General features: G+C 61.0%; 19 protein-coding genes and 1 pseudogene. 3 read left to right on the top strand and 17 right to left on the bottom strand.

Going from position 1 to position 22918, the window contains the following annotated elements; all coding sequences use genetic code 11:
* Positions 1-9: 9 nt before the first annotated feature.
* Entirely contained in the window at positions 10-984 is a 975-nt protein-coding gene (locus tag ACE10W_RS27000) for a GDP-L-fucose synthase family protein (protein ID WP_375762098.1), read from the bottom strand.
* A complete protein-coding gene (gene gmd, locus ACE10W_RS27005) occupies positions 965-2035 on the bottom strand; it encodes a GDP-mannose 4,6-dehydratase (protein ID WP_375762099.1) in 1071 nt (356 codons plus the stop codon). Before gmd ends, ACE10W_RS27000 begins: the two co-directional genes overlap by 20 nt.
* 209 nt (positions 2036-2244) lie before the next feature.
* On the opposite strand from gmd, the gene ACE10W_RS27010 reads away from it, so the two are divergent.
* Both ACE10W_RS27010 and ACE10W_RS27015 read left to right on the top strand, forming a co-directional pair.
* Positions 2245-2805, top strand: a complete 561-nt coding sequence (locus tag ACE10W_RS27010; protein ID WP_375762100.1) for a D-glycero-alpha-D-manno-heptose-1,7-bisphosphate 7-phosphatase — start codon at positions 2245-2247, stop codon at positions 2803-2805.
* Positions 2802-4028, top strand: a complete 1227-nt coding sequence (locus tag ACE10W_RS27015) for a glycosyltransferase family 4 protein (RefSeq protein WP_375762101.1) — start codon at positions 2802-2804, stop codon at positions 4026-4028. The genes ACE10W_RS27010 and ACE10W_RS27015 overlap by 4 nt, the downstream gene beginning before the upstream one ends.
* 39 nt (positions 4029-4067) lie before the next feature.
* On the opposite strand, the gene ACE10W_RS27020 is transcribed toward ACE10W_RS27015, so the two are convergent.
* From ACE10W_RS27020 to ACE10W_RS27085, 14 genes and pseudogenes are all read right to left on the bottom strand, one after another.
* Positions 4068-5258, bottom strand: a complete 1191-nt coding sequence (locus ACE10W_RS27020) for a glycosyltransferase family 4 protein (protein ID WP_375762102.1) — start codon at positions 5256-5258, stop codon at positions 4068-4070.
* Complete coding sequence (locus ACE10W_RS27025; protein ID WP_375762103.1) at positions 5255-6184, bottom strand: NAD-dependent epimerase/dehydratase family protein; 930 nt, start codon at positions 6182-6184, stop codon at positions 5255-5257. The genes ACE10W_RS27020 and ACE10W_RS27025 overlap by 4 nt, the downstream gene beginning before the upstream one ends.
* Before the next feature lie 199 nt (positions 6185-6383).
* Positions 6384-7445, bottom strand: a complete 1062-nt coding sequence (locus ACE10W_RS27030; protein WP_375762104.1) for a Gfo/Idh/MocA family protein — start codon at positions 7443-7445, stop codon at positions 6384-6386.
* A gap of 219 nt (positions 7446-7664) precedes the next feature.
* Positions 7665-7814: pseudogene (locus ACE10W_RS27035) on the bottom strand (DapH/DapD/GlmU-related protein); the annotation flags it as partial.
* Positions 7815-8206: 392 nt separating this feature from the next.
* Positions 8207-9058, bottom strand: a complete 852-nt coding sequence (locus ACE10W_RS27040; protein ID WP_375762105.1) for a methyltransferase domain-containing protein — start codon at positions 9056-9058, stop codon at positions 8207-8209.
* Positions 9059-9067: 9 nt separating this feature from the next.
* Entirely contained in the window at positions 9068-10156 is a 1089-nt protein-coding gene (locus ACE10W_RS27045; protein WP_375762106.1) for a glycosyltransferase, read from the bottom strand.
* A 118-nt stretch (positions 10157-10274) separates the two neighbouring features.
* Positions 10275-11630, bottom strand: coding sequence for a hypothetical protein (locus ACE10W_RS27050; RefSeq protein ID WP_375762107.1), 1356 nt, complete (start codon positions 11628-11630; stop codon positions 10275-10277).
* Positions 11630-12760 carry an N-acetyl sugar amidotransferase gene (locus ACE10W_RS27055; RefSeq protein WP_375762108.1) on the bottom strand — a complete coding sequence of 377 codons (1131 nt, stop codon included), beginning with the start codon at positions 12758-12760 and terminating at the stop codon, positions 11630-11632. Before ACE10W_RS27055 ends, ACE10W_RS27050 begins: the two co-directional genes overlap by 1 nt.
* The gene (locus ACE10W_RS27060) at positions 12747-13529 is read right to left on the bottom strand and encodes a HisA/HisF-related TIM barrel protein (protein WP_375762109.1); all 783 of its coding nucleotides are present in this window, start codon (positions 13527-13529) and stop codon (positions 12747-12749) included. The genes ACE10W_RS27055 and ACE10W_RS27060 overlap by 14 nt, the downstream gene beginning before the upstream one ends.
* Entirely contained in the window at positions 13526-14143 is a 618-nt protein-coding gene (hisH, locus tag ACE10W_RS27065) for an imidazole glycerol phosphate synthase subunit HisH (protein WP_375762110.1), read from the bottom strand. The genes ACE10W_RS27060 and hisH overlap by 4 nt, the downstream gene beginning before the upstream one ends.
* A complete protein-coding gene (locus tag ACE10W_RS27070) occupies positions 14140-15519 on the bottom strand; it encodes an oligosaccharide flippase family protein (protein WP_375762111.1) in 1380 nt (459 codons plus the stop codon). Before ACE10W_RS27070 ends, hisH begins: the two co-directional genes overlap by 4 nt.
* A gap of 25 nt (positions 15520-15544) precedes the next feature.
* Positions 15545-16651, bottom strand: a complete 1107-nt coding sequence (locus tag ACE10W_RS27075; RefSeq protein WP_375762112.1) for a DegT/DnrJ/EryC1/StrS family aminotransferase — start codon at positions 16649-16651, stop codon at positions 15545-15547.
* Between the two features lie 27 nt (positions 16652-16678).
* Entirely contained in the window at positions 16679-17143 is a 465-nt protein-coding gene (locus tag ACE10W_RS27080; protein WP_375762113.1) for an acyltransferase, read from the bottom strand.
* Complete coding sequence (locus ACE10W_RS27085; RefSeq protein ID WP_375762114.1) at positions 17140-18201, bottom strand: Gfo/Idh/MocA family protein; 1062 nt, start codon at positions 18199-18201, stop codon at positions 17140-17142. The genes ACE10W_RS27080 and ACE10W_RS27085 overlap by 4 nt, the downstream gene beginning before the upstream one ends.
* Positions 18202-18360: 159 nt before the next feature.
* Between ACE10W_RS27085 and ACE10W_RS27090 the strand changes: the two genes are divergently transcribed.
* Complete coding sequence (locus tag ACE10W_RS27090; RefSeq protein WP_375762115.1) at positions 18361-19710, top strand: acyltransferase family protein; 1350 nt, start codon at positions 18361-18363, stop codon at positions 19708-19710.
* A gap of 330 nt (positions 19711-20040) precedes the next feature.
* Here ACE10W_RS27090 and ACE10W_RS27095 read toward each other — a convergent pair whose 3' ends face one another.
* Entirely contained in the window at positions 20041-22641 is a 2601-nt protein-coding gene (locus tag ACE10W_RS27095; RefSeq protein ID WP_375762116.1) for a M10 family metallopeptidase C-terminal domain-containing protein, read from the bottom strand.
* Between the last annotated feature and the right edge of the window lie 277 nt (positions 22642-22918).

Raw genomic sequence — 22918 nt, forward strand, 5'->3', positions numbered from 1 at the left:
ACCGAGAGTTTAACTCTTAGCAATCGAGCTCCCACTTCGCACACAATGCTCGGTCAGAAAAGCCGCATATGCGAGCCTCAAGCCGTCTTGAAGCGAGGTCGTGGCGCGCCAGCCGAGCTTGTCGAGGCGGCTGACGTCGAGCAGCTTGCGCGGGGTGCCGTCGGGACGCGACGTGTCGAAAGAGATCTCGCCGCTGTAGCCGACGATGTCGGCGACGAGGCGCGCGAATTCGGCGATGGCGATGTCCTCGCCGGTGCCGATGTTGACCAGTTCCGCGCTGGAATAGGTCTTCATCAGGTGCGCGCAGGCATCCGCCATGTCGTCGACATAGAGGAACTCGCGCCGTGGCGTGCCGGTGCCCCACACCACGACATTCTTCGCGCCCGTGACTTTGGCCTCATGGAAGCGGCGGATCAGGGCAGCGACGACGTGGCTCATCTCGGGGTGATAATTGTCGCCGGGGCCGTAGAGATTGGTCGGCATCACGCTGATGAAGTCGCAGCCGTACTGGCTGCGATAGGCCTCCACCATCTTGATCCCCGCGATCTTGGCGATCGCATAGGGCTCGTTGGTGGGCTCCAGCGGGCCTGTTAGCACCGAGTCCTCGCGCAGCGGCTGCGGCGCCAATTTCGGATAGATGCAGGAGGAGCCGAGGAACATCAGCTTCTCGGCGCCGCTCTGATGCGCGGCCTGGATCACGTTCGCGGCGATCGCGATGTTGTCGTAGATGAACTCGGCGCGCAGCGTGTCGTTGGCGACGATGCCGCCGACCTTGGCCGCGGCCAGGAACACCACCTGCGGCCGCACCTTTGCGAACCAGTCGAACACCGCGGCCTGGTTGCGCAGATCGACCTCGCGGCGATCGACCGTGACCAGCCGGACGTCTTCCTGCGCGAGCCGGCGCACGAGCGCGCTGCCGACCATGCCGCGATGGCCGGCGACGTAGACGCTTTTGCCTTTCAGCTCAAACGGTGCGTTTGCCATGGCCCGCGTCCCGCTTCGCCTCGGCCAGATCGCTGCTCATCATCTCCGCGACAAGCTCCGCAAACGTCCGCTTCGGCGTCCAGCCGAGCACCTCGCGCGCCTTGCTGGCATCGCCGATCAGGAGGTCGACCTCGGTCGGGCGGAAATAGGTCGGATCGATCTTCACGACCGTCTTGCCGCTTGTCTCGTCGATGCCGGTTTCCTCGACGCCCTTGCCGCGCCAGACGATGCGGCGGCCGACCTGCGCAAACGACAATTCGACCATCTCGCGCACCGAATGCATCTCGCCGGTGGCGAGCACGAAATCATCCGGCTTGTCGGCCTGCAGGATCTTGTGCATGCCCTCGACATAGTCCCTGGCATGGCCCCAGTCGCGTTTGGCCTCGAGATTGCCGAGATAGAGCGCCTCCTCCAGACCGACTTCGATGCGGGCGACGCCGCGCGTGATCTTGCGGGTGACAAAGGTCTCGCCGCGGATCGGGCTCTCGTGGTTGAACAGGATGCCGTTGCTGGCGAACATGCCGTAGGCTTCGCGGTAGTTCACCGTGATCCAGTAGCCGTAGAGCTTGGCGACGCCATAAGGCGAGCGCGGATAGAACGGCGTCGTCTCCTTCTGCGGGATCTCCTGCACCAGGCCGTAGAGCTCGGAGGTCGAGGCCTGGTAGAACCGCGTCTCTTTCTCCATGCCGAGGATGCGGATCGCCTCCAGCAGGCGCAGCACGCCGATGGCGTCGGCATTCGCGGTGTATTCCGGGCTCTCGAAGCTGACGGCGACGTGGCTTTGCGCCGCGAGATTGTAGATCTCCGTGGGACGGATCTGCTGCACCAGGCGGATCAGATTGGTCGAATCCGTCATGTCGCCATAGTGCATCAGGAACGGAACCTCGCCGGCATGCGGGTCCTGGTAGAGGTGGTCGACACGCGCGGTGTTGAACGAGGACGAGCGCCGCTTGATGCCGTGCACGACATAGCCGAGCGACAGCAGATATTCGGCGAGATAGGCGCCGTCCTGGCCGGTCACGCCGGTGATGAGAGCGATGCGTTTGGTCATGGCTAGCCTAAATCCCGCAGCATTTCAAAATGGATGGACCTATATTAAGCGCTCCGAAGCGCATTCCCGCGCGCCTTCTTGGACATATCGCCACTCCCGGGTCAACCCCAGGGCATGTCCTAGCGATAGATTGACCCGGAGCACAATCGTGATACTGAGCACGCTCAAGCGATGAGGTTGCATTGGCAGGTTTACCGCGGGGAGCGTGATTGTCGGGCCGGAATGTCCCGAGCCCAGAGAGCACAGCGATCGACCGGGTGCTGCGCCCTGCCGTTTTCTTCGATCGTGACGGCGTTCTGAACGTCGATAGCGAACATCTGTTCGAGATCGACAGGCACGTCTGGATCGGCTGCGCGATCGAGGCCATAAAAGCCGTCAATGATGCCGATTATTTCGCCTTCGTGATCACCAACCAGTCGGGCGTGGCCACGGGGGTTACCAGGAGACTGATATCCATGGTGCACGATTGGATGGTGGGTCAGCTGGCAACGCATGGTGCGCGGATCGATGCGTCCGAATATTGCCCGTTTCATCCGGATGGGCGGGTTGAACATTACCGACGCGCAAGCGAGCGGCGCAAGCCACAGCCCGGCATGATCATCGACCTTTTCGAGAAGTTCCCCGTCGACGCAATCACGAGCTTCGTGGTTGGTGACAAGCCGTCCGACATCGAGGCGGCGCGTGCGGCCGGCCTGGCGGGCCATGTTCTTTCCTGCCGGCAATCTGCGGGATTTTATCTTGCCGCTCCTGGCGAACGGGTAGCCTCGTGACGCCGACTCCGAGCTTCATCCTCGCGACGGAATTCTATCCGCCGGACCCGAGCACGACGGCGACCTATCTCGGTGCGATCGCGAATGCGATCGCCCTCGACATTAACGTAGTCGTCCTATCGGGAACGCGGGGCTCCGCAAAGCCGAAATGCGGCAACTACACGCCCGAGATCGTCGAGATCGCGAATAGGAGGCCGCCCAAGCACGCGCTCGCAAAACGCCTCATCGCAAGCTCGATGCTCGCCATCCGCTTGTTCTGGGCCGTCTACAGACGGGCGCGTCCGGGCGACGTCGTCATGTCGGTCACGAGTCCTTTCACTCTGCCCTACGCGATCACGCTTGCCGCAAGGCTGCGGCGCGCCAAGACGGCGCTCCTGATCTACGATCTTTATCCGGAAGCGCTGATCGCTTCCGGCATCGCGCGGCAGACGTCCCTCGTCGCGCGCGCCCTGCGCCTCGCCAACGGCTGGCTGTTCCGATCCCTCGACGCGATCTTTGTCATCGGCCGTGACGTGGCCCCGCTGCTGCTGCGCTACCCGCGCGTGCGCGCGGACGTCATCCATTTCGTCCCGAACTGGACGTTGCTGCCGATCGGCTTCCGCTCGCCGGATGCCGAAAACCGCCTCAAGCGCCTTCGCGCGTCGCAGTTCCTGGTTGGCCTGTGCGGCAATCTCGGCTTCACGCACGCGCCCAGCACCGTGTTCGAGGCTGCGCGGCTATTGCGGCACGAGAAAGGGATACACTTCGTTCTCTCCGGCTGGGGCGTCGGCTGGACCGAGCTGAAGACCTTGCAGGCTTCGGAGAATCTCGAGAACGTCACCCTGCTCGATCCCGTACCCGAGGAACAGCTCGCAGAGTTTCTGGCGGCAGCCGACGCCTGGGTCATCCCCTACCGACGCAATGTTGCGGGTGTTTCGATTCCGAGCCGGCTCTACAATTTCCTCGCGGTCGGACGCGCGGTCATCGTCGGAACGGAGCCGGGTTCCGAGGCCGGACTTGCCGTCGCGGAGGAAGACATCGGCTGGGTCGTTCCGGCGGAAGACGCTGCCGCGCTTGCGCAGGCGATATCCGAGGCCGTGGCCGATCCGGCGGCAACTCTTGAACGGGGCCGGCGGGCGGCGACCGCCGCGCTGAAATACAGCGAGCAGGCCTCCACGCTGCGCTACCGCGACATCGTGCGCCGCCTGCGGGAGAGGGAACGAACCCGAGCTGAACGTCCGTGATCGGCATCGCGGTCAGCGCGCAGTCTGGAGGCGACCGCGCTACTGATCGGCAGGCATTTGGCCCGACTGCCTCGGCCTGCGTGCGGCAGCGCGCTTGATGGCGTCGGTAAAATCAGCCGCGAACCTTGTGACCCGCCCTTCCACCGATGGTCCCAATTCCTTCGGCAGCAAAGGTCCGGTCTTGGCAGCAGCCTCGGCAAGGTGCGCGGCTAGAGCTTCCGCATCGTCGACGTCGAAGTAGCTTTCGGCGCCGTTGGTCTGCTCGAGATGGACATCCAGATTGGAGATGATCATCGGCACTTCGAACGATTTCGCTTCTTCGACCGTCGTGCTCCAGCCTTCGAAGCGCGAGGGGTTGATCAGCGCCCGGCACGACCGGAGCAGCGCATAAACATGCGCGAGCGGGATCATGCCGAGATAGCGGAAGTTTTCCTGCAGGCCGCGCTTCTCAACCTCCTGCATGATGCTGTCGAAGTACGCCGGAGGTTCGTCGGGCCCGCCTGAGACCGCCACGACGGGCTTGATCCCTCGGCCAGCCAGTATCGTGAGCGCATCGAGAACCAATTGGTGATTCTTGTGACGCCAGAATTGGTTGGGCAGATAGAAATATTGCCCCGGCAACTCATAAAAACGGATGATCTCGCCCGGGTCCGCCGCGAGAAGGTCGTCGGTCGGGCGACTGGCGAACTTGACGACGGACATTTGATTTCGTGCACGGGCATAATAGCGCTTGCAGTCGTTGAGAGCGCTTTCGCTGCTCAGGATAATCGAACGCCCCGACGCAAGCTGCGCGCGGAAACCGATCTCGCGGCGCCACCAGGCTGCTTTCGAAAAAAGGTGAGGAAGGCTCCTGTGCTGCAGGTCGGGAAACCACGCGACCACGGGAAACGGAAGCCGCCAGCCGAAGAAGCGCGCATGTTCAAATACGACATCGACACGTGCTTCGTCGAATGCGGCCGCTGCGGCGTGATCGATCCCGGCAACGAGTGCGCTCGTCAAGCCGGAATGGTCGCGCTCGAATGCCCTGCGCTTGACGACTTCAACACCGGGAATCCGTGCAAAGGTCGCCAGATCGTTGTCGTCGTCAGACAGGCCCGCAAACACCACAGCTTCCAGCTCGCCGGGACGATATCTGTGCAGCGCGACGAACAGATTACGGAGGTAGTTGAATCCTCCAGCATGCAGGCGACGGGGTATGAAGGTAAAACCGACACGTAGTGGCGGGCTCAACGAATCTGCTCCTTGAACCAGGCAACGTAGTCCGCGATGCCAGCCCGAACGGCGATTTGCCACTCGAAGGACAATGCATTCAGCAGACCGGGATCGGCAACGAGGCTGAAGGGGTCGCCTGGACGTGTCACACCTGAGAACTCGATGGAAATTCTCCCTCCCCAACTGCTGGCGATGGATCTGGCGATATCGGCAACCGATGTGGCAACGCCTGAGCCTCCATTGATGACACCGACCGGCTGATCCTGCCGGTTGTCGCCGATGCGCACCAGCAGCCGCGCGACATCGCGTACGTCAGTCCAATCCCGCTGCTCTTGTCCGGTTCCTCCGAGCTTCAACACACCAGCGCCTTCGCTCAGGCGCGCGCAGAGGTCCCATAGCAACTGCTTGCGCAGATTGGCGCCATAGACCGAGAACAGCCTCACGATCGTGCTCTGCAAGCCGAAGGTGGCCGCGTAGCTGCGACAGAGCTGCTCGATCATGAGCTTGTGCTGCCCATAGGGAGACACCGGATTGGTCGGGGCGCTTTCGCTCATGCGCTCCGCATTGCCGGCTCCGTAGACCGCCGCGCTGGACACGACCACAAGGTGACACTCGGGTGCGCTGGTCCGCAGCCATTCCAGCAGCCGGGCCGACGTTGCCACGGTGCGCGAAAAATCCTCGTAGGGCTGCGCTATGGACGCGCCAACGGACGATCCGCCCGCAAGATGGAATAAAACGGTCGGCAGCCCCGTGTGTACCGCCAATGCACCGAGATTGGTGGAGTCGACCTCGCCGTTGAGCCAATGGCCCATCCCAAGCCGGCGCCTCTCGGGTTCATCGAGCGCGCCGTGTCCAAGACCGTGGACGCCGGATCCCCGCTGGGCAAGCTCGCGCGTCAAATACCTGCCGATAAATCCGTTCGCACCGGTGACCCAGATTGTCATGATAGCGCCCAATGCCCACAGCCTGCCGCATTCATCGAAACGTAGCGAAACATAACCAACATCCAGAGGAAGAAAAGCGCGTTCAAGCCAGTTCTGCCCGCCCGGCAAACGTGAAAGCGGCCTCTCCGCTGCTGCTGCACGGCGGCATCCGGCTGCTCTCAACCTTCAATGCAAGCGAAGCTGCGTGGCTGCGGTGTGATCACGAGGCGATGCCGAGGCGACCGCGACGCGGCACGAAGCGGAGGAAGACCTCCTGCCCCGTCTCGATGGATTCGTAGAGCGCCGAGATTAGTTCGAGGCTCTTGCGTCCCTGGAGCCCATCGACCAGCGCGGCGCCCCGATCCGACAGGCACTCGACGACATGCTGATAGTAGGCCTGGTGGCCGAAGCCGTAGACGTTTGGCGGGTTGACCGAGAACTTCTCGACCACCTCCTTGTCCGACGGCAGCTCATCGACGAAGCGCCAGTGCCGGATGTGGTTCATGGCGAAGCCGCCGACCTCCACCGTGCCTTTTTCACCGAGGATCGACAGCGAGCCTTCGAGATCGGAGGGACGGACAGCCGTCGTCGCCTCGATGATACCAAGAGCGCCATTGCGGAACTTCAACGTCGCAACCGCGGTATCCTCGGTCTCGATCTTCACCAGCGCGGTGGTGCTGCGCGCATGAACACTGACGACGTCGCCGAAAAACCATTCCAGCATGTCGACGTGATGGCTGGCCTGGTTGGTGAGGACGCCGCCGTCATACGCCCAGGTGCCGCGCCAGGGATCCTGATCGTAATAGGCCTGATCCCGGCACCAGCGCACGCGGACCGTGCCGAGCACGAGTTTGCCGAACCGGTTCGCCTCGAGTGCCTCACGCGCTTTGACGATCGGAACGTTGAACCGGTTCTGCTTGACCACGAAAAGCTTTACGCCCGCCTCGTCGCAGGCGCGGATCATGTCGTCGGCGTCCTGCAATCGCAGCGCCATCGGCTTCTCGACCACCACGTGTTTGCCCGCCCGCGCGCAGGCGATCGCATGCTGCGGATGAAGGCCGCTCGGGGTCAGCACCACGACGACGTCGATGTCCTTGCGGGCGAGCATGTCGTCGATGTCGTAATGGGCGGGAACCCCGAACTTGGCGGCGAGCGCATCCGCCCGCGCTTGCTCGGAGTCACATACGGCAACGAGCCGAGCCCCCGCGATATGGTTGCCGCCCAATAGATCGGAATGACGCTTGGCAATGCGCCCGCAGCCCAGCAGGCCGAACCTGATCATCTCATTGTCCTTTCCACGGGCCGCCCGGCGAAACGGCCGGCAGACGTGTCTATAGTCGAAATAGTCGATATGAATCAACCCTTAAGCACCGCTGTCGCGGCGCGGCAGACGCCGGCCGCGCGCATTGTGACGCTTCCGGGTACGGAAGACGGGCTGACCGAGCTCTCGCCCGATAATGGATCAGCTTCTCTCGGCTTGGTCGGGATCGGCTTCGATCGTCTTTACGAGCGTTGCCGGATTACCGGCCACGACCGCGTGGTCGGGCACGTCTCTCGTCACAACCGAACCGGCGGCGACGATCGCACCCGACCCAATGGTGACACCTCGCATCACGAATGCTCCGGCACCGATCCAGGCATCCTCACCGATCTCGACTGCGCGTTCGTCCAAATCGAGCTCGGCGGGGTGTCCCTTCGTAAATATCTCCCTGATTTGCCTGTGGCGCTGGCCGGCATCGAGGGGATGGGTGAGATTATCGAAGATGTTCACATTGTGGGCGACGAGAGCGCGGTCGCCAAGACGAATTCGCAACGCGGACCAGATCCTGGAATTCTCCCCTATATAACACCAGGACCCGACTTCGATGCGGCCGCCGTGAGCAAAGGTCAAAAGCTCTCCACGGACGATGCTGTTGGCACCGATCGTGATGCAATCCGAATCCCCCCGGATATTGCGGATCCTCGCGGTCCGCATCAGGCGCGCGTCCTTTCCGAGCCGACATGTCGCCCGTCCAAGCAACTGCTGCAGTCGGTAATCTATGTTCATTTGGTCAATTGAATGCAGACGATGGCGCGCGCGCATCCGGCCAGATCATCCAGCCGGCCACGCCCGCTATGCGGGTCGAATGCGGAAGCATCAACGACCTCCTGTTCCGATGCCCGACGCCATCCGGATCTCTTGTATTGAAAGAATTCAAGCTCACAGGCCGAAGGCGCGAACTCCTGGATCAGGATATCCAGCATCTCCCTGTCGAACAGATGAAACCAGCCGAAGTTTTCGTACCTGCCGAAAGGCACGGTGATCAGGCATTGGCCGTTCGGCGCCAGGAGCCGCTTGAACTCACGAATTGCATCCCTGAAGCCGTATTTGTCGGTCTCGGCCTTGGCCTGGTCGCTGGTGTAGAGCAACGTGTTGTCGAGCCCAACATGCTCCAGGGTCGATATGCTTACGATGGTATCGAAAGCGCCGTCCTTGAACTCGGTTCCGCGAAAGTCGCCGAACACGTAGGAGTAGCCGCGGTACCAATAGCATTTCTTCTCGGGCGCCAACGTCATCAACGTCAGTTTCGCGTCCCGCACCGGCGCGCGATCCAGGACATAGTCGTGGTTCAACGTAGAACCCGCATCGAGCATCCGTCCCAGCGAACTCATGCGGTTCAGACGATCGAACACCCACGGGAATTCGACGGCCCGTTCGTCGACGCCGACCCCGAAACCATCGGGAAGAGGCCGCCGCGCCTGAACCGCTTTGCCATCGATCGCGTCGGTGATGACTCGCCTCTTCGTTGTATAATACCCGGCTGACCACGGCGGCCGGCCACGCAGCAGATAGAGCGGGACGGCGCAAGCATCCAGCACCTCCTTCATCCTGAAGATCAGTCCATCGACGTGCATGCATGGTCCTCAAATCGATTCCACCAGCTCGTTGAAGAGCAACCACTGGCGCCTCTTGCTGTAACGGTCTTCGACTTCCTGGCGTCCCCGGTCTGCCACCGACTTCATGCGCCCCCAGTCGGCGAGAGCTCTTTCGATCGCCTCGACGCACTCGCCGGGAGTTGCGTAGGTCAGAATGCTTTTATTCGGATCCATCCCCTCGGGATAGTTCCCGCTATCCGAAAGTAATAACGCACCACATCCCATGGCTTCGAAGCAACGCATATTTCCCCTGTCTTGGCCCGCCATGTCGATGGCGCCGTTCAGCGCGATCTTGGCCGACCCCAACAGTTCGTAGAGTTCGAGACCGAACGCAGGGCCATGGGCAATCTGCGCGATCGTCCTCGGGCGTCGGTGCTTGCCGAGCGGCAGCCATGTTCCGACCGTGCTTTCTGCAAGTCGCGTCAGCCGGGATGCGTCCAGCCGGAAGACGACGCGAACCTTGCCCGCCAGCTTCGCGACTTCCTCCAGGACCCTGGCTCGCGCCCGGTGGTGGCGAGAGTACCCGCCGACGAACAGCACGTCGATCTGCCGGTCTCCATGACCGTACTCGGCCATCAGGGGATCGACCGCGGGAAAGAACAGTTCAGCGCGACAGCCAGCCTTGCGCCAGGCTTCCAGAATGGACGGAAAGTTCCCAAGTACGGCACCATAGGCGCCGAAATCGGCTCCGCCCGACGGAGCGGCTCTCCAGCACAACGTCTTCTTGACGGAGCCGGGAAGCCTGCGAACGAACGCGCTGGGATAGCGCACGGGATCCATATTGTAGAAGACATCTGCTCGATGATGCTCGATCTGTGCGAGCAGGATGTCTTCCAGACTCGTGTTCGCGGGCAGCCCGCTTTGACGCGCCCATTGCCGCTGCAAGACTTCATCGTCGCCGTTGGTGAAGAACGCGTCGGGATCGCCCGTCAAGACCGGTTCGAGAAAATGGAGCGCGCCGAACCGGTCGGCGAGGAAGACGCTGCGGCGGGCTGCGAACTCGTCCTTTCCCCGCGCCAGTTGATCGAGGCGCGCAACATAGGATGGGTAAAGCCCGCTGTTCTGAAACAAGCGCATTTAATGTTCCGCAATCTCACAAAGTCCGCTCGCATCCCTTGCGAACCGACTTGACGGCATGAGGGTTAGTGGCATCTCACGACACTGACAAGCAGCCGGTCTGCGGCCCCAGCCGGCCTCACCGTAACGCCGCTTGCCGGCTCGTGCCACCGTCACTGCGCGGCCGCGTCAAATGCAGGCTGGCGGCACGGATCACGGCCACCAGGATCGGCAGGCCCATCCCACCGGTGACCAGGGACGTCGGAAGTGCGGAGATCATCAGATTGTAGATGCCCAGAAATGAAGCCGCAAGGATCGCGAGCGCGAGCGCAGTCTTTCCCTCTTTCAGGAAGGTCAAGTCGATCCATCTGCAAAGCACACCCACCACCAGGGCGTAGGCACCCACGCCGTAATACGAGAAGTCGGTCCATGCATCCGCGATGAACATTGCGGTGGTGTGCGTGCCGGCGCCGGTCGACCGCCAGAGATCCGAAACGAGGTCGTAGGACGGCTGCCACTTCCAGCCGACGATCGCCGCGAGCACGCGCAAATTGCCTCCCCACATGTGATCCAGCCGCCAAGGGATCGCGCCCCAGTACTCCATCAATGCGGCATTCGAGAAATCGAAAGCGCGGTAGTAGAAGAATTCGAACGCTTCGCTCGGCTGCATGCCCGGAATTGCGATCATGAAGATCGGGATGAAGATCAGGAATGCGGCGCCGACCCCGAGAAGGCATACGCGCCAATCGAGATTGTTGCGGAACAGAAGATAACCGACCAACAGCAATTGCAGGATGAACAGCACGATCGGCGCCTTGTTGAGCGTCTCGAGCTTGCCCAGTATCGTCGCGGCCAGAAGCAGCGCGGTGACCGCGCCCAGCATCCACGAGCGCCGCCCCCAGGCGACCAGGCCAGCCCAAACGATGATCATGGGCGCGACGGTGCCCGTCACCAGATTGAACAGGTAGACCCGGCTTCCGCCATTCTGCTGACGATAGACGATCTTGGCAAACTCGTCGCCCGGCACCGAGAGGTAGCCGAGCAGGATCTGCAGGTGATGCTCCCGGTATGAGACCCAGAGCATGAAAGCCGCCAGCAGGAAACCGATGGCCAGGAGCCACATTTCCCCCGAAGGAGCCCTGGCCAAGGGCTGATGGCTCCAGTTCTTCAGTCCATCGCGCGTGCTCTTGACTGCAGCCGGCATGAGCCGATTGACCAGCTCGATCCCGGCAGTCACCGCGACAAACATCAAAGCGATCGAGAGATTCAAGGCGACCGTGATTTCCGGAAAATGCACGGACTGCGAGATCTGCTTGTCCACCGCCGAGATCGGCAGGTGGAACAGCATGTAGAGCAGATAGGCGGGGCCATAGACAAGGAGCAGGAAGCTGATCAGCATCGTCGATGCCGAGACGAATCTGTCGCACCGGAAGATCAGGTAGGCCGCCGCACCGATCATCGCCAGCGCCGCAAGCGCATAGCTCGCAACAACCATCATCGCCTCCCTGCCCGCAGTTTTTTGAGAGAATGATTCAGCCGATACAGCAAGGCGTTGTTTGCAAAGCTCTCGTGCAGAACCGGCGGCAAGGCGACGAGCCTTTCCAGCTCGCTCACCGTTATTCCCAGCTTCTTGGCGACAAAGCGCTTGTCGCGAGCAGCCTGCTCCTTCGTGACCAGGGGCTGCTCCAGCTGCGCCAGCGCCTCGTCGCGCGTCATCTGCCCGGCCACGATCAGCGCGGAATAGTGAAGCCGCCGCTTGTCGAAGGAATAGCGGGTCGGCAGGTAGATCTCCTGGTAGAATTTCGTGAAGCGGCTCTCCTGATGCTTGCTGCCGTAGTCGACAAAGCCGTATTCATCCATCAGCAGACGCTTTGCCGCTTCCTTGTCATAGGGAAGGTAGTTCAGGGGCTTGAGGATCTGAACCTGCCCGCGGGCGCGCACCAGCCACAGATATTGGAGCGTTCCCATGAGAGGAAACGTCCGTAGCGGGGCCGTTCCATGCGCCTTATGAATGGCCCGAACGTTGCGTCCGTCCATGGCGGGGTACCCGCCATCAGGGACGTGGATGCTCTCGCTGCTGAAGTTGACGCCGTTCATGAAGTAGCGCTGACCGTACCGGTGAGCGAGCCTGTAGAGGGTGGAAAAGAATGCGTGGTCTTGCGGCGTGTCCTGATTGAGCACGGAGGCGCGCAGATACGCCAGTTGCAGATCGCGCATTTCCTCCCATTCAACTACATAGGTGTAGAGATCGATGTCGAGTTGCCTAACAATTTTCTCGATGTTGCGGACGGCCGCTTCCGTATTCCAGCCGCCGTCGACATGAACGGCGAGCATCCGCAGATTGAGCTCACGCTTGAGAAAATGGGCGAGATAGGCGCTGTCCACGCCGCCGCTCAGCCCGATCAAGACATCGTAGGGCTTGCCTGCCATCTCCTGCTTGATGCTTTCGACCGCTTTCTCGAACCTGGCGCGCCCCTCCTTGGTCGGCCACCACTCATGCGGCTTGCGTGCGATGGCATCCCGACAGCAGACGCATTGGCCCGTTTCATCGAACGTCACGCCGGGATTGTTGTTGTCCATCACGCAGATCGAACAGACCTGATATTGTTGGTTACTCTGCAGCATCAGCCCCCTCTCGCAGGTTCGCCCGCATCTGCTCGATATCGTCCGCAGAAGGATACGTGATGAGGACCGCCCTCAGGCGTCCATAAAAGACGAAAGCGCTGCCGGAGGCCACCGCCGACGCGCCAGCGCCGAGTCCCTCGGCCAAATGCCGCAGCTCGCCCGCACCTCCCAACGCCATCAGGGGGAGTTCGACGGCGCTGGACACATCCGAGATGAGCGCAAGATCATAGCCGCTGCGCTCGCCATCGCGATCGATGTTTTGCAGGAGGATTTCGCCGGCGCCGGCGGCTTCAGCCATCTGCGCCAGCTTGATCGGGTCGAGATCGGTCACAACACGACCTCGGTCGATCGCGGTCCGCCATCCTTCCTGCGTGCGCTTGCAATCGACACAAACCGTCACGGCCTGGGATCCGAATTCGTCGGCAATTGCCCGGATCACGCGCGTCTCCGTACCGGCGCGACCAAGCACCACCTTCTCGACTCCGGCCGCGAAAATTGGGGACACATCCGAAACCGACGTCACGCCGCCGCCGTAGCTCAACGGCATGAAACACTCGCTCGCAAGCTCGCGGATGAATCCCACATCCGGCCGCCTTTGCTCGACCGTGGCGTTGATGTCGAGCACGCAGATCTCGTCGACCTCCTTTTCGTTGAAGATGCGAATGACGTTGAAGGGATCGCCGACATAGACCGGCTCGCCGAAACGGCGCGTCTTGACGAGGCGGCGGCGGCTATCGAGCAGCAGAACCGGAACGACTCGGGGTCTCATCCTGCGGCTCTCTCGACGAAATTGCGGAGCAGTGCCATGCCGAACCGATGACTCTTTTCGGGATGGAATTGCACACCGTAGATATTGTCGTGTTGCACCGAGCAGACGACCGGTTGATCGAACTGGTAGGTCGCAGCCACGTCACCGGCATGCTCACATTCCATGCGATAGCTGTGGGTGAAGTAGAAGCGGAATTGGCCGTCACCGGCAAACAGCTTGGCGTTCGGCACAGCCTCGATGTCCGCCCACCCCATGAACGGCACCTTGAGCTTGAGAGCGGAATCCGGCCGCATCCGAACCGAGGCCGCCGGAATCCAGCCCAGTCCTGCCGAGGTGCCCTCCTCACTGCCGCGGCCCAGCAGTTGCATCCCAAGGCAGACACCCAGCAACGGAGTCTTTTTGACAAGGGCCGCGGTCTCCAGCGCGGGAATGAGATTGGAATCGCGCAGCCTCTGCATGGCGGCGTCGAATGCGCCGACTCCGGGCAGCAACAGGTGACTGGCTTCGAGGATGACCGAGGACTGATCGGTAATGCGCGCCTCGTAACCGATGAACTCGAACATGTTCACGAGGGCGCCGGGATTCCCCACTCCGTAATCAACGATGGTAATCATCGCAATTCCCTCCTTGCCATCAATAGCGCGAAGGCACTTATCATACCAGCCAACAGGACGCCCAACGCAATCACCGCAACTGGTTCGAGAAAGCGCGCAAGCACGGCAAGGACGGCAAAGACCGCCGCGCCGAGGACGGCGGCGACAGCAAAGGATTTCACCAGTCCCGCGGTGGGCCAATCCGCCGCGCCATAGCAAATCCAGAGGACCGCAAGATAGCCAAGAGTCAACGCAACGCTTTGCAGGGCCACGGCCTCCGGCAGCGAGCGCCCGGAAGCAAGCACGGCCCAAAGACAACCGACCGAACTGATCGCGGCGACGGCTTCGAGCTTGAGGTTGAGGTCTTGGCGACCGATCGAATCGAGAAGCCGGTCCATCCAGTTCGTCATCATGAAAAGCGATGCAGGCAACACGAGGATTGCCGAGAGCCCGCCGACACCCTGCCATCGGGGCCCGAGCACAATCGCGAATAGCGTTTCGCCGCCGAACACCAGGAGGGCCATCCACGGACTACTGACAACGAGCAGCCACCGCATGATCCGGTCGATTGCCGGTCCTTGCGCGGCAAGCCCTTCGGTCGCTGCGCGATGAAAGAACACCGGCCTCAAGGCCGCGCTCGTGAATGCGGACGGAAGGTGCGTCAATCTCCAGGCCTGGCTGTAAAGGCCGACCTGTGCGGCCGTCCCGAATGCGCCCGCGACGAAGATCGGCGCGCGCTCGCGCAGCAAGGAGAGCACCGTGAAAGGCAACGAGAACTGCAGGAAGCGACTGTTCGACGCCAGGGCGGCGATCATTGCGCGCATATTCGCCGGCCGCAGGGGCGCCCCGGCCGAGCGCCGCACGCTGCGAGCATAGAAAAGCGTCGCGGCCGCTTGTCCGACGACGCTCCCGATCACCAGCCAGACCCCGTCGCCACTCAGAGCGCCGCCGAGCTGGACGAGATTGGCGACGATCGCGTTCACCACGGCCCCCGTCGAGATCTGGGCAAACGCGCCTTCGCGCATCAACCAGGCCTGGCATGCGACCCCGAGCCCGACCAGAGCAAGCCAGCCCCACCCCAGTGCCGCAGGCAGCGGCCCGACGCCGAACTGCCGGAGAGACCCCAAGGAGAAGACGAGGAGGAAACCAAGCACCAGTGCCGCCGCGCAAACGACGCATATGATCGCAAAAAAGAGATTGCTTGCGGCCGCGGAGTCGCGCTCGATCACCAGGCCGAGGTCAAAGCGAAAGGAAAGCAGCGAGCCCGCGGTGACCGCCGCCGCCTGGATAGCCGCCCAAATGCCGAAATCGGCGGGCGCGTAGAGGCGGAACAGCACTGGTAGAAGCGCGATCGCAAACGCCTGCGACGCGAGGGGACCGAATCCCGCCGCGATCAAGGATCGGCCGAGGCGATTGGACGATCTAGGACTGGCCAAACTTCGCAACCAGATCAATGACAGCGGTTTGCTGTTCGGGTGTGATCTCGGCGAACATTGGCAGCGAGAGAATGCGGCTTTGATGACGATGCGCGTTCGGGAACTGCTCCGGCCGCAAGTGCAGGCGTTCGTAGCTCTGAAGAAACGGCAGAGCAGTCGGATAATTGACCGCGGTCTGGACCCCGTTCGCGTTCAGGTGCCGGGCCAGTTCATCGCGGCGGGGATGCTGGATCGTATACAGGTGATAGACGTGCTCTCGCGCGGCCGCGACATAGGGAACGATTAGGTCCTCGATCTGGTTCAGACCGGCATCATAGATCGCGGCGGCCGCCCTGCGCGCCTTGGTCCAGTCCGAGAGGTGCCGCAGCTTCGCCGACAAGATCGCGGCCTGCAGGCCGTCCAGCCGGCTGTTGATTCCCTCGATCTCATGCCGATGCTTCGTGAGTCCGCCGTGCCGCGCGATCTTGGCCATGCGGCCCGCAAGTGCGGCATCGTTGGTCACGATGGCGCCGGCGTCCCCCATCGCGCCAAGATTCTTGCCGGGATAGAATGAGAACGTCGCGACGTCACCGAAAGTGCCGACCTGCTGCCCCCCGTATCGTGCCAAATGGGCTTGCGCGCAGTCCTCCAGAACCCAAAGCTTATGCTTGCGGGCGATGGCCATGATGGCGTCCATATCCGCGGGCTGCCCGTAGAGGTGAACCGGAATAATACCGACGGTCCGCGCCGTGATCGCGCTTTCGATCGCAGCCGGATCAATCGTGAAAGTGCGCGCGTCGGTATCGCAGAAAACCACGTCGGCGCCGCTATGGGTGATCATGGCCGACGTGCTGATCCACGAATGCGCGGTGGTGATGACTTCGGCTCCGGCCGTGACGCCGAGAGCCCGCATCGCGATGTAGAGAGCGTCGGTTCCGTTTGCGCAGGAAACACAGTGGCTTACACCGATCGCTTCCGCGAACTCCTGCTCGAAGGCATCCACATAGGGCCCACGGATGAATGCGCTGTCGCGGATGACCGAAGCGATCGCCTGGTCGATCTCGTCCTTGATGGTCTGATATTGAAGATTGAGATCCGCAAACGGTACGTTCATAGCGCCCCCTCGGCACACCTATCTGTTCTATTTCCGGACGAGCCTTCGGGCGGGGTTTCCCACATAAAAGCCGGGCTCAGTGATATCGCGGGTCACGACGGCGCCGGCTCCAACGACCACGTCGTCGCAAATCCGGACGGGAAGGATCGTGGCGTTCGAACCGATCGAAACGCGATCGCCGACAACCGTCGTGCGCCAAAGCTCCTTGTCGCCTCGGGCGGGCCCGCCGGTCGAGAACGTGTCGTTGATGAAAACGGCTCCATGCCCGATGAAGCAGTCTTCGCCGATGGTCACCAGTTCGCAGACAAAGGCGTGCGACTGCACGCGCGTCCTGGCCCCGACCCTGGCCGTCTTCTGGATTTCCGTGAACGGCCCAATGAAGCAATCATCCCCGATGTCGCAGCCATAGAGATTGCACGGCTGGACGATCTTGACCCGCAATCCGAACGTCACGTCACGGACGTCGACCTCGTTGATGGTTGGCAAGTTCATGGTCTCTCGCCCAGCCGGCACCGCTTCGGATTGAAGTGGAGCTCGACTTCCTTGCCGGTCTCGATCGATTCGTAGAGAGCCGAGATGAGCTCGAGGCTCTTGCGCCCTTCGAGCCCATCGACCAGTGCCGGGCTGTGGTTGCGCAAGCAATCGACGACATGCTCGTAATAGGCCTGATGCCCGAATCCGTACACGTTGGGAGGATTAACCGAAAAGTTTTCGATCACATCCGCGTCGGAAGGCAGTGCGTCACGAAATTGCCAATGCCGGATCTTGTTGACCGCGAAGCCGGCAATTTCCACTGTGCCCTTTTCGCCCAGGATAGAGAGCGAACCTTCCAGATCCTTTGGCCGCACGGCCGTCGTAGCCTCGATGATTCCCAGCGCGCCGTTGCGAAATCTCAAAGTCGCGACGGAGGTATCCTCCGCCTCGATGTTCACGAGCGCCGTGGCGGCTCGGGCATGCACGCTCACGACGTCGCCGAAGAACCATTCGAGCATATCGACGTGATGGCTGGCCTGATTGGCAAGGACTCCGCCGTCGTAAGCCCAGGTTCCACGCCATTTGTCCTGATCGTAATAGGACTGGTCCCGACACCATCGCACACGTACGGTGCCGAGGATCAACTTGCCGAACCGGCCGGTCAGCAACGCCTCGCGGGCCTTCACCACCGGGACGTTGAAGCGGTTCTGCTTCACCACGAACAGCTTCACGCCGGCGGCATCGCAGGCCTGGATCATCCCGTCGGCGTCCGCAAGCCGCAGGGCCATCGGCTTTTCGACGATGACATGCTTTCCCGCCTTCGCAGTGTCCATCGCATGCACCGCATGCAATCCGCTCGGCGTCAGAACGGAAACAACATCCACGTCCGCCCGAGCGAGGAAATCCGCGATGTTGTGAAACCCGGGAACCGCATACCCGCTGGCGAATTGATTTGCACGCTCGGGGAGTTCGTCACAAACGGCAGCCAGCACCGCACCCTCGATGTGCCCACCGCCCAGCAAATCGGCGTGACGCTTGGCTATGCGCCCACAGCCAAGCAGGCCAACTCTAATCATGCCTGCAAGATCCCCGGTCAATTGACGGAAGCTGACCTCGATTGGACGCCCACGCCCGATCGATGCGCTTTTATTATCAGCATCTTGTCCGCGAGCGCAAGGGAACTGACCGATTCCCTCTGACGAATTTTTCTCAACTTGGTCAGGCACTTAAGATGCATGTACACGCAGCAACTCGCCACAACGAGAGCACTGGCCCGCGGCTTGACGCGCTTTAGCGAAGGGCGCATTAGCCTGAGAATCGGCTCCCACGACACGCCTCAAGCTTTTCGATCGTGGCATATCCTGCTCGGACGCATCTCCTTGCTCAAAGACCCTAGCTCTCAAAGCGCTCTTGCGCGGTCGGATATCCGCATTGCCGAGATCGACGGCCTCAGAGGCATCGCCGTTCTCCTTGTCTTAGTCTGGCATTTCATCGGAGCCGTGCTTCCACCGACGACTGGCCTTTCGAAGATCATAGGCGCATTGTTCATCTTCGGCCGCACCGGCGTCGATCTGTTTTTTGTCTTGTCCGGATTTCTGATCATCGGAATACTGGCGGACCAGAAGGACTCCCCCAACTACTTCCGCGTCTTTTTCGCGCGGCGCGCTCTGAGGATCCTGCCTCCCTACGCGATGTTGCTCATTGCTTTTTGGGCACTGTCCGCACTCTTGGGCGAAACCTACTATTTCGGCAGCCAGATCCCGTGGTGGAGCTATGCGACTTTCACGCAAAACTGGTACATCATCAAATTGAACGGTTGGGGCCCGGGTGCGGCCTCTGTGACATGGTCGGTCGCGATTGAAGAGCAATTCTATATTGTCTTTCCTATCATCGTCTATCTGATCCCTCGGCAATATCTGTTTCCGCTGCTGATTTGTGTCGGGACTAGTTCGATTTCGGCCAGAGCGGCTTGCTTCATACTCTATCCGCAAAATGCCTTTGCACCTTACGTCGCGACCTGCCTGCGGCTGGACGGTCTTTGCGCCGGAGGTATGCTGGCCATAGCTTTTCGGGACGACCGTCTCCGGCAGAAATTGATTGCCTCTCGACCATTCTTGAGAAAGGCAAATATCGGTTTCGCGGCATTCATCCCATTCTTCCTGCTTGCCCTGCATTGGCGCCCCTGGGCCACGATGTACTACTGGGGTCACACGTATCTAACGGTTCTGTATTCACTGACTCTTGCGACGATATTGCTGGTTCCCAGCTCGAAATTCTGTGACCTGCTACGTGCCGGATCTTTGCGGGCGCTCGGCACGATATCGTACACGGTCTATTTGTTTCATCCGCTGTTCATCGGGTTGGCTTTCTCGGCGGTGGGAAAGAGAGAGGAACTGAGTTCGGTCTCCGATGCGATTCTGCTGGCGCTGGCGATGATGGTTACGCTCATATTTTCGAAGACATCCTACGTGTTCATCGAAAGCAAGCTGGTGGCATTCGGTCATCGGCTCAAGTATTCACGCGCGCTGGAACATCCCGTACGGCTGTCATCCGAGATTGCAAAGTCAAGAAAATCAGCATCGTAACCCCCTTGCTTCAACGAAGAGCTCAATGTCAGGAACTGCTACGAGTCGGTCGGTGGGTCTTCGACGAGAAGCTCCGGGCTATCGGCGCGAGCACAGCTATTGCGACGATGCCTTCGAGGACCGCACGGCGGAGATCTTGCGCGGCATTGCCGCCGATCCATAGGTGCGCATTATCATCAATGCTCGCAATTTCGTCCCCCGCTTGCGCAACACGATCTGCGGGGACGTTACAGGCCTTGCCGCAATCGAGCACGACTACACGAAGTCGAAATGTGACATCATTCAGAACATGAAGCCCATTTGATCGACATTCGGCTTCACCGAAAATCATCAGCGAATGATGAATTCAAGTTGATGGCCATCGGTGAGGTGAATGCCGTGCGGATCGAACGTAGCGTGCGTGACGTTTGCCTCATGCGTAATCGTGAACAGCTCGTCCAAAAGGGCGGACTGTTCATGCAATAAACGACCCGCCAGCTCTCGTAGAGTTTCAATCTCACCGGAATCTGGAGATGGCGAGCTTGGCGTTTCGGTAAAGGAGAAGTTTTCGGCAGCAGACGTTTGATCTGCAGAAGCCGCTGGAAGCCCTAAGACGCCATCTCCGTTCAGGTCCTGGTGAAAGCTCGTCTCCAGAGACTCCAGAGCCGTGCTGCTCCCGAGCACAATGCCGGTCGGATTGCCCACGTAATTGCCGGAATTGTCGGCATTCCAAACCGTGAAGTAACTGGTGCCCGGCTGCTTGAAGGCAATCTCATAGCCCGTCGCAGTCTGCTCGGCACCGATCAGCGTCCAAGGGTTGAACTGGCCAGAAACAACGGCCGAACCACCATATTTCAGCTGGAGGCCCGTGCCCCCGCCGACCGGATCGAGGAAATAGTTGTTACCGACCTGGACCAAACTGGTTGAGCCAAAAGCCTCGCTGACGGTGCCGGCCTGAGCTGGGATACCTGTGACGCCATCTCCATTCAGATCCTGATGAAAGCTCGTCTCGAGATTCTCCAGGGCCGTGTTGCTACCGAGCACGATCCCGGTCGGGTTGCCCAGATAATTTCCAGAGCTATCGGTATTCCAGACCGTGAAGTAGTTCGTGCCTGGCTGCTTGAAGGCGACTTCGTAGCCTGCCGCAGTCTGCTCGGCTCCAATAAGCGTCCAAGGATTAAATTGACCAGTAACGACGGCCGAACCACCATATTTCAATTGGGGGCCCGCGCCCCCGCCGACCGGATCGAGGAAATAGTTGTTACCGACCTGGACCAAACTGGTTGAGCCAAAAGCCTCGATGATAGTGCCGGCCTGAGCTGGGATACCTGTGACGCCATCTCCATTCAGATCCTGATGAAAGCTCGTCTCGAGATTCTCCAGGGCCGTGTCGCTACCGAGCACGATCCCGGTCGGGTTGCCCAGATAATTTCCAGAGCTATCGGTATTCCAGACCGTGAAGTAGTTCGTGCCTGGCTGCTTGAAGGCGACTTCGTAGCCTGCCGCAGTCTGCTCGGCTCCAATAAGCGTCCAAGGATTAAATTGACTAGTAACGACGGCCGAACCACCATATTTCAACTGGGGGCCCGTGCCCCCGCCGACCGGATCGAGGAAATAGTTGCCTCCTTGCATCACCAGGCTTGTCGTGCCAATTGCCTCGATCACGTCAGGTGCTATCAGGCTGATGAGCGCGGAGTCCGAAAGGGGACCATCGGCGAACTGGAAATTCTCGATGCCCGTCACCGTGTCTATGCCGTCGGGGGTACCGGAACGCTGATCAACCAGCGTAAAGGTCTGCGTCGCCGCATTGTATGAAATTGAGTAGTTGGCCCGGCTGCCCGAATACACCGCCGTGTCGGTGCCGGCTCCGCCGACGATGGTGTCGTTACCGCCGCCGCCGGTGATCGTGTCGTTGCCGGTGCCGCCGTTCAGCGTGTTGGCTATGGCGTTGCCGACGATGGTGTCGTTGCCGGACCCGCCGATGGCGTTGTCGATGTAGGAGCGCGCGTCATTGTTGTAGAGGTAGGCGTTGTAGACGTTGCCCGACGCGTAATGGCCGTTGCCGAGATTGGCGAGCTGCGTCGCAGAGAACAGCGATGACGCGCCAGGATTGAGGTTGATGCTCAGGTTGGTCGTGTAGTTCGACAGGTCGTAGGTATCGACGCCGCCACCGTCCCACACCGTTTCGTAGATGCGGTTGGCCGAGCCGCCGGCGCCGCCTCCCGGCGCCAGCTGCCCGACGCCGTTGATGAACTCCTGCCCAGTCGTCGGATTCCAAGTGTAGACCGTGCTGCCGCTCTGGGTCGTGTAGTTCGCGCCGTACATCGTCTGCAGCGCGAGGATATCGTTGGCCATATAGGTCTGCGGATATCCATACGACTCATTGGTGTAGCCGCTGGTCGTCGACGCACCGACATAGCTGCGATAGCTCATGACGGTGTATTCGCTGTCGTCATGCGCGCTCGGCACCGCGACGTTGGCGGGGCCACCCGTCTCCTGGCTGTGCTTGAGGCCGAGGGCATGGCCGAGCTCGTGCAGCGCCGTCGTGAAATAGTAGTTGCCGAGCTTGGCCAGCGAGTAGTTGTATTGGGTCCCGAACCAGATGTCGCCGCCGGACGCATAGTTGCCGGGGTAGTAGGCGTAGGAGGTCGGATTGGCCGCCGGGGACTGCGCGATCATGATGTCGGCGCTTCCAGTCCCGTTGTACTGGATCGTGGCGTTGGTGTAGCCGAGGATCAGCCCGATCGCGTAGTTGATCGCCGCCTGCATCTGAGTGGGCGCCGAGGCGAAACCCGACGAGGTCGGTTCGCTGCTGCCGCCGCTGTAAGGATTGGAGTAATCGCTAGGCGAATCCGGAAAGCTGTAACTGATCGTGCCGGTCCATTTATAGCCCGACAGCAGGCCGTCGATCTCGGCGTTGTTGGTGGCACTGATGGAAACCGAGGTAGCCAATGAACTCTCCGAAGCAATGCATCGCGCGATTCGCCGCGCAGGGGCATGATTCTAGCTAGAGAGTCATACGTTTGGTTTAATTTGGGCGTCGGGCCCTCAGTCGGGCCGTAACGCCGTGTTAGCCATCAACGTCCGTAATGATACGGAGCAGCGACGGCATTCAGTACCGCGCCTAGCGTGTTCCGTAAAGGAAACTATGAAACTGAGCCCATTTTCGGCCGGCCTGATTGGAGCCTTAATTGGAGCCTTGGCCATGCTCGCCGGGCCGGGCCGTCAG

This window comes from Bradyrhizobium sp. B025 (genome assembly GCF_042257955.1).
Taxonomy (GTDB): Bacteria; Pseudomonadota; Alphaproteobacteria; order Rhizobiales; family Xanthobacteraceae; genus Bradyrhizobium; species Bradyrhizobium diazoefficiens.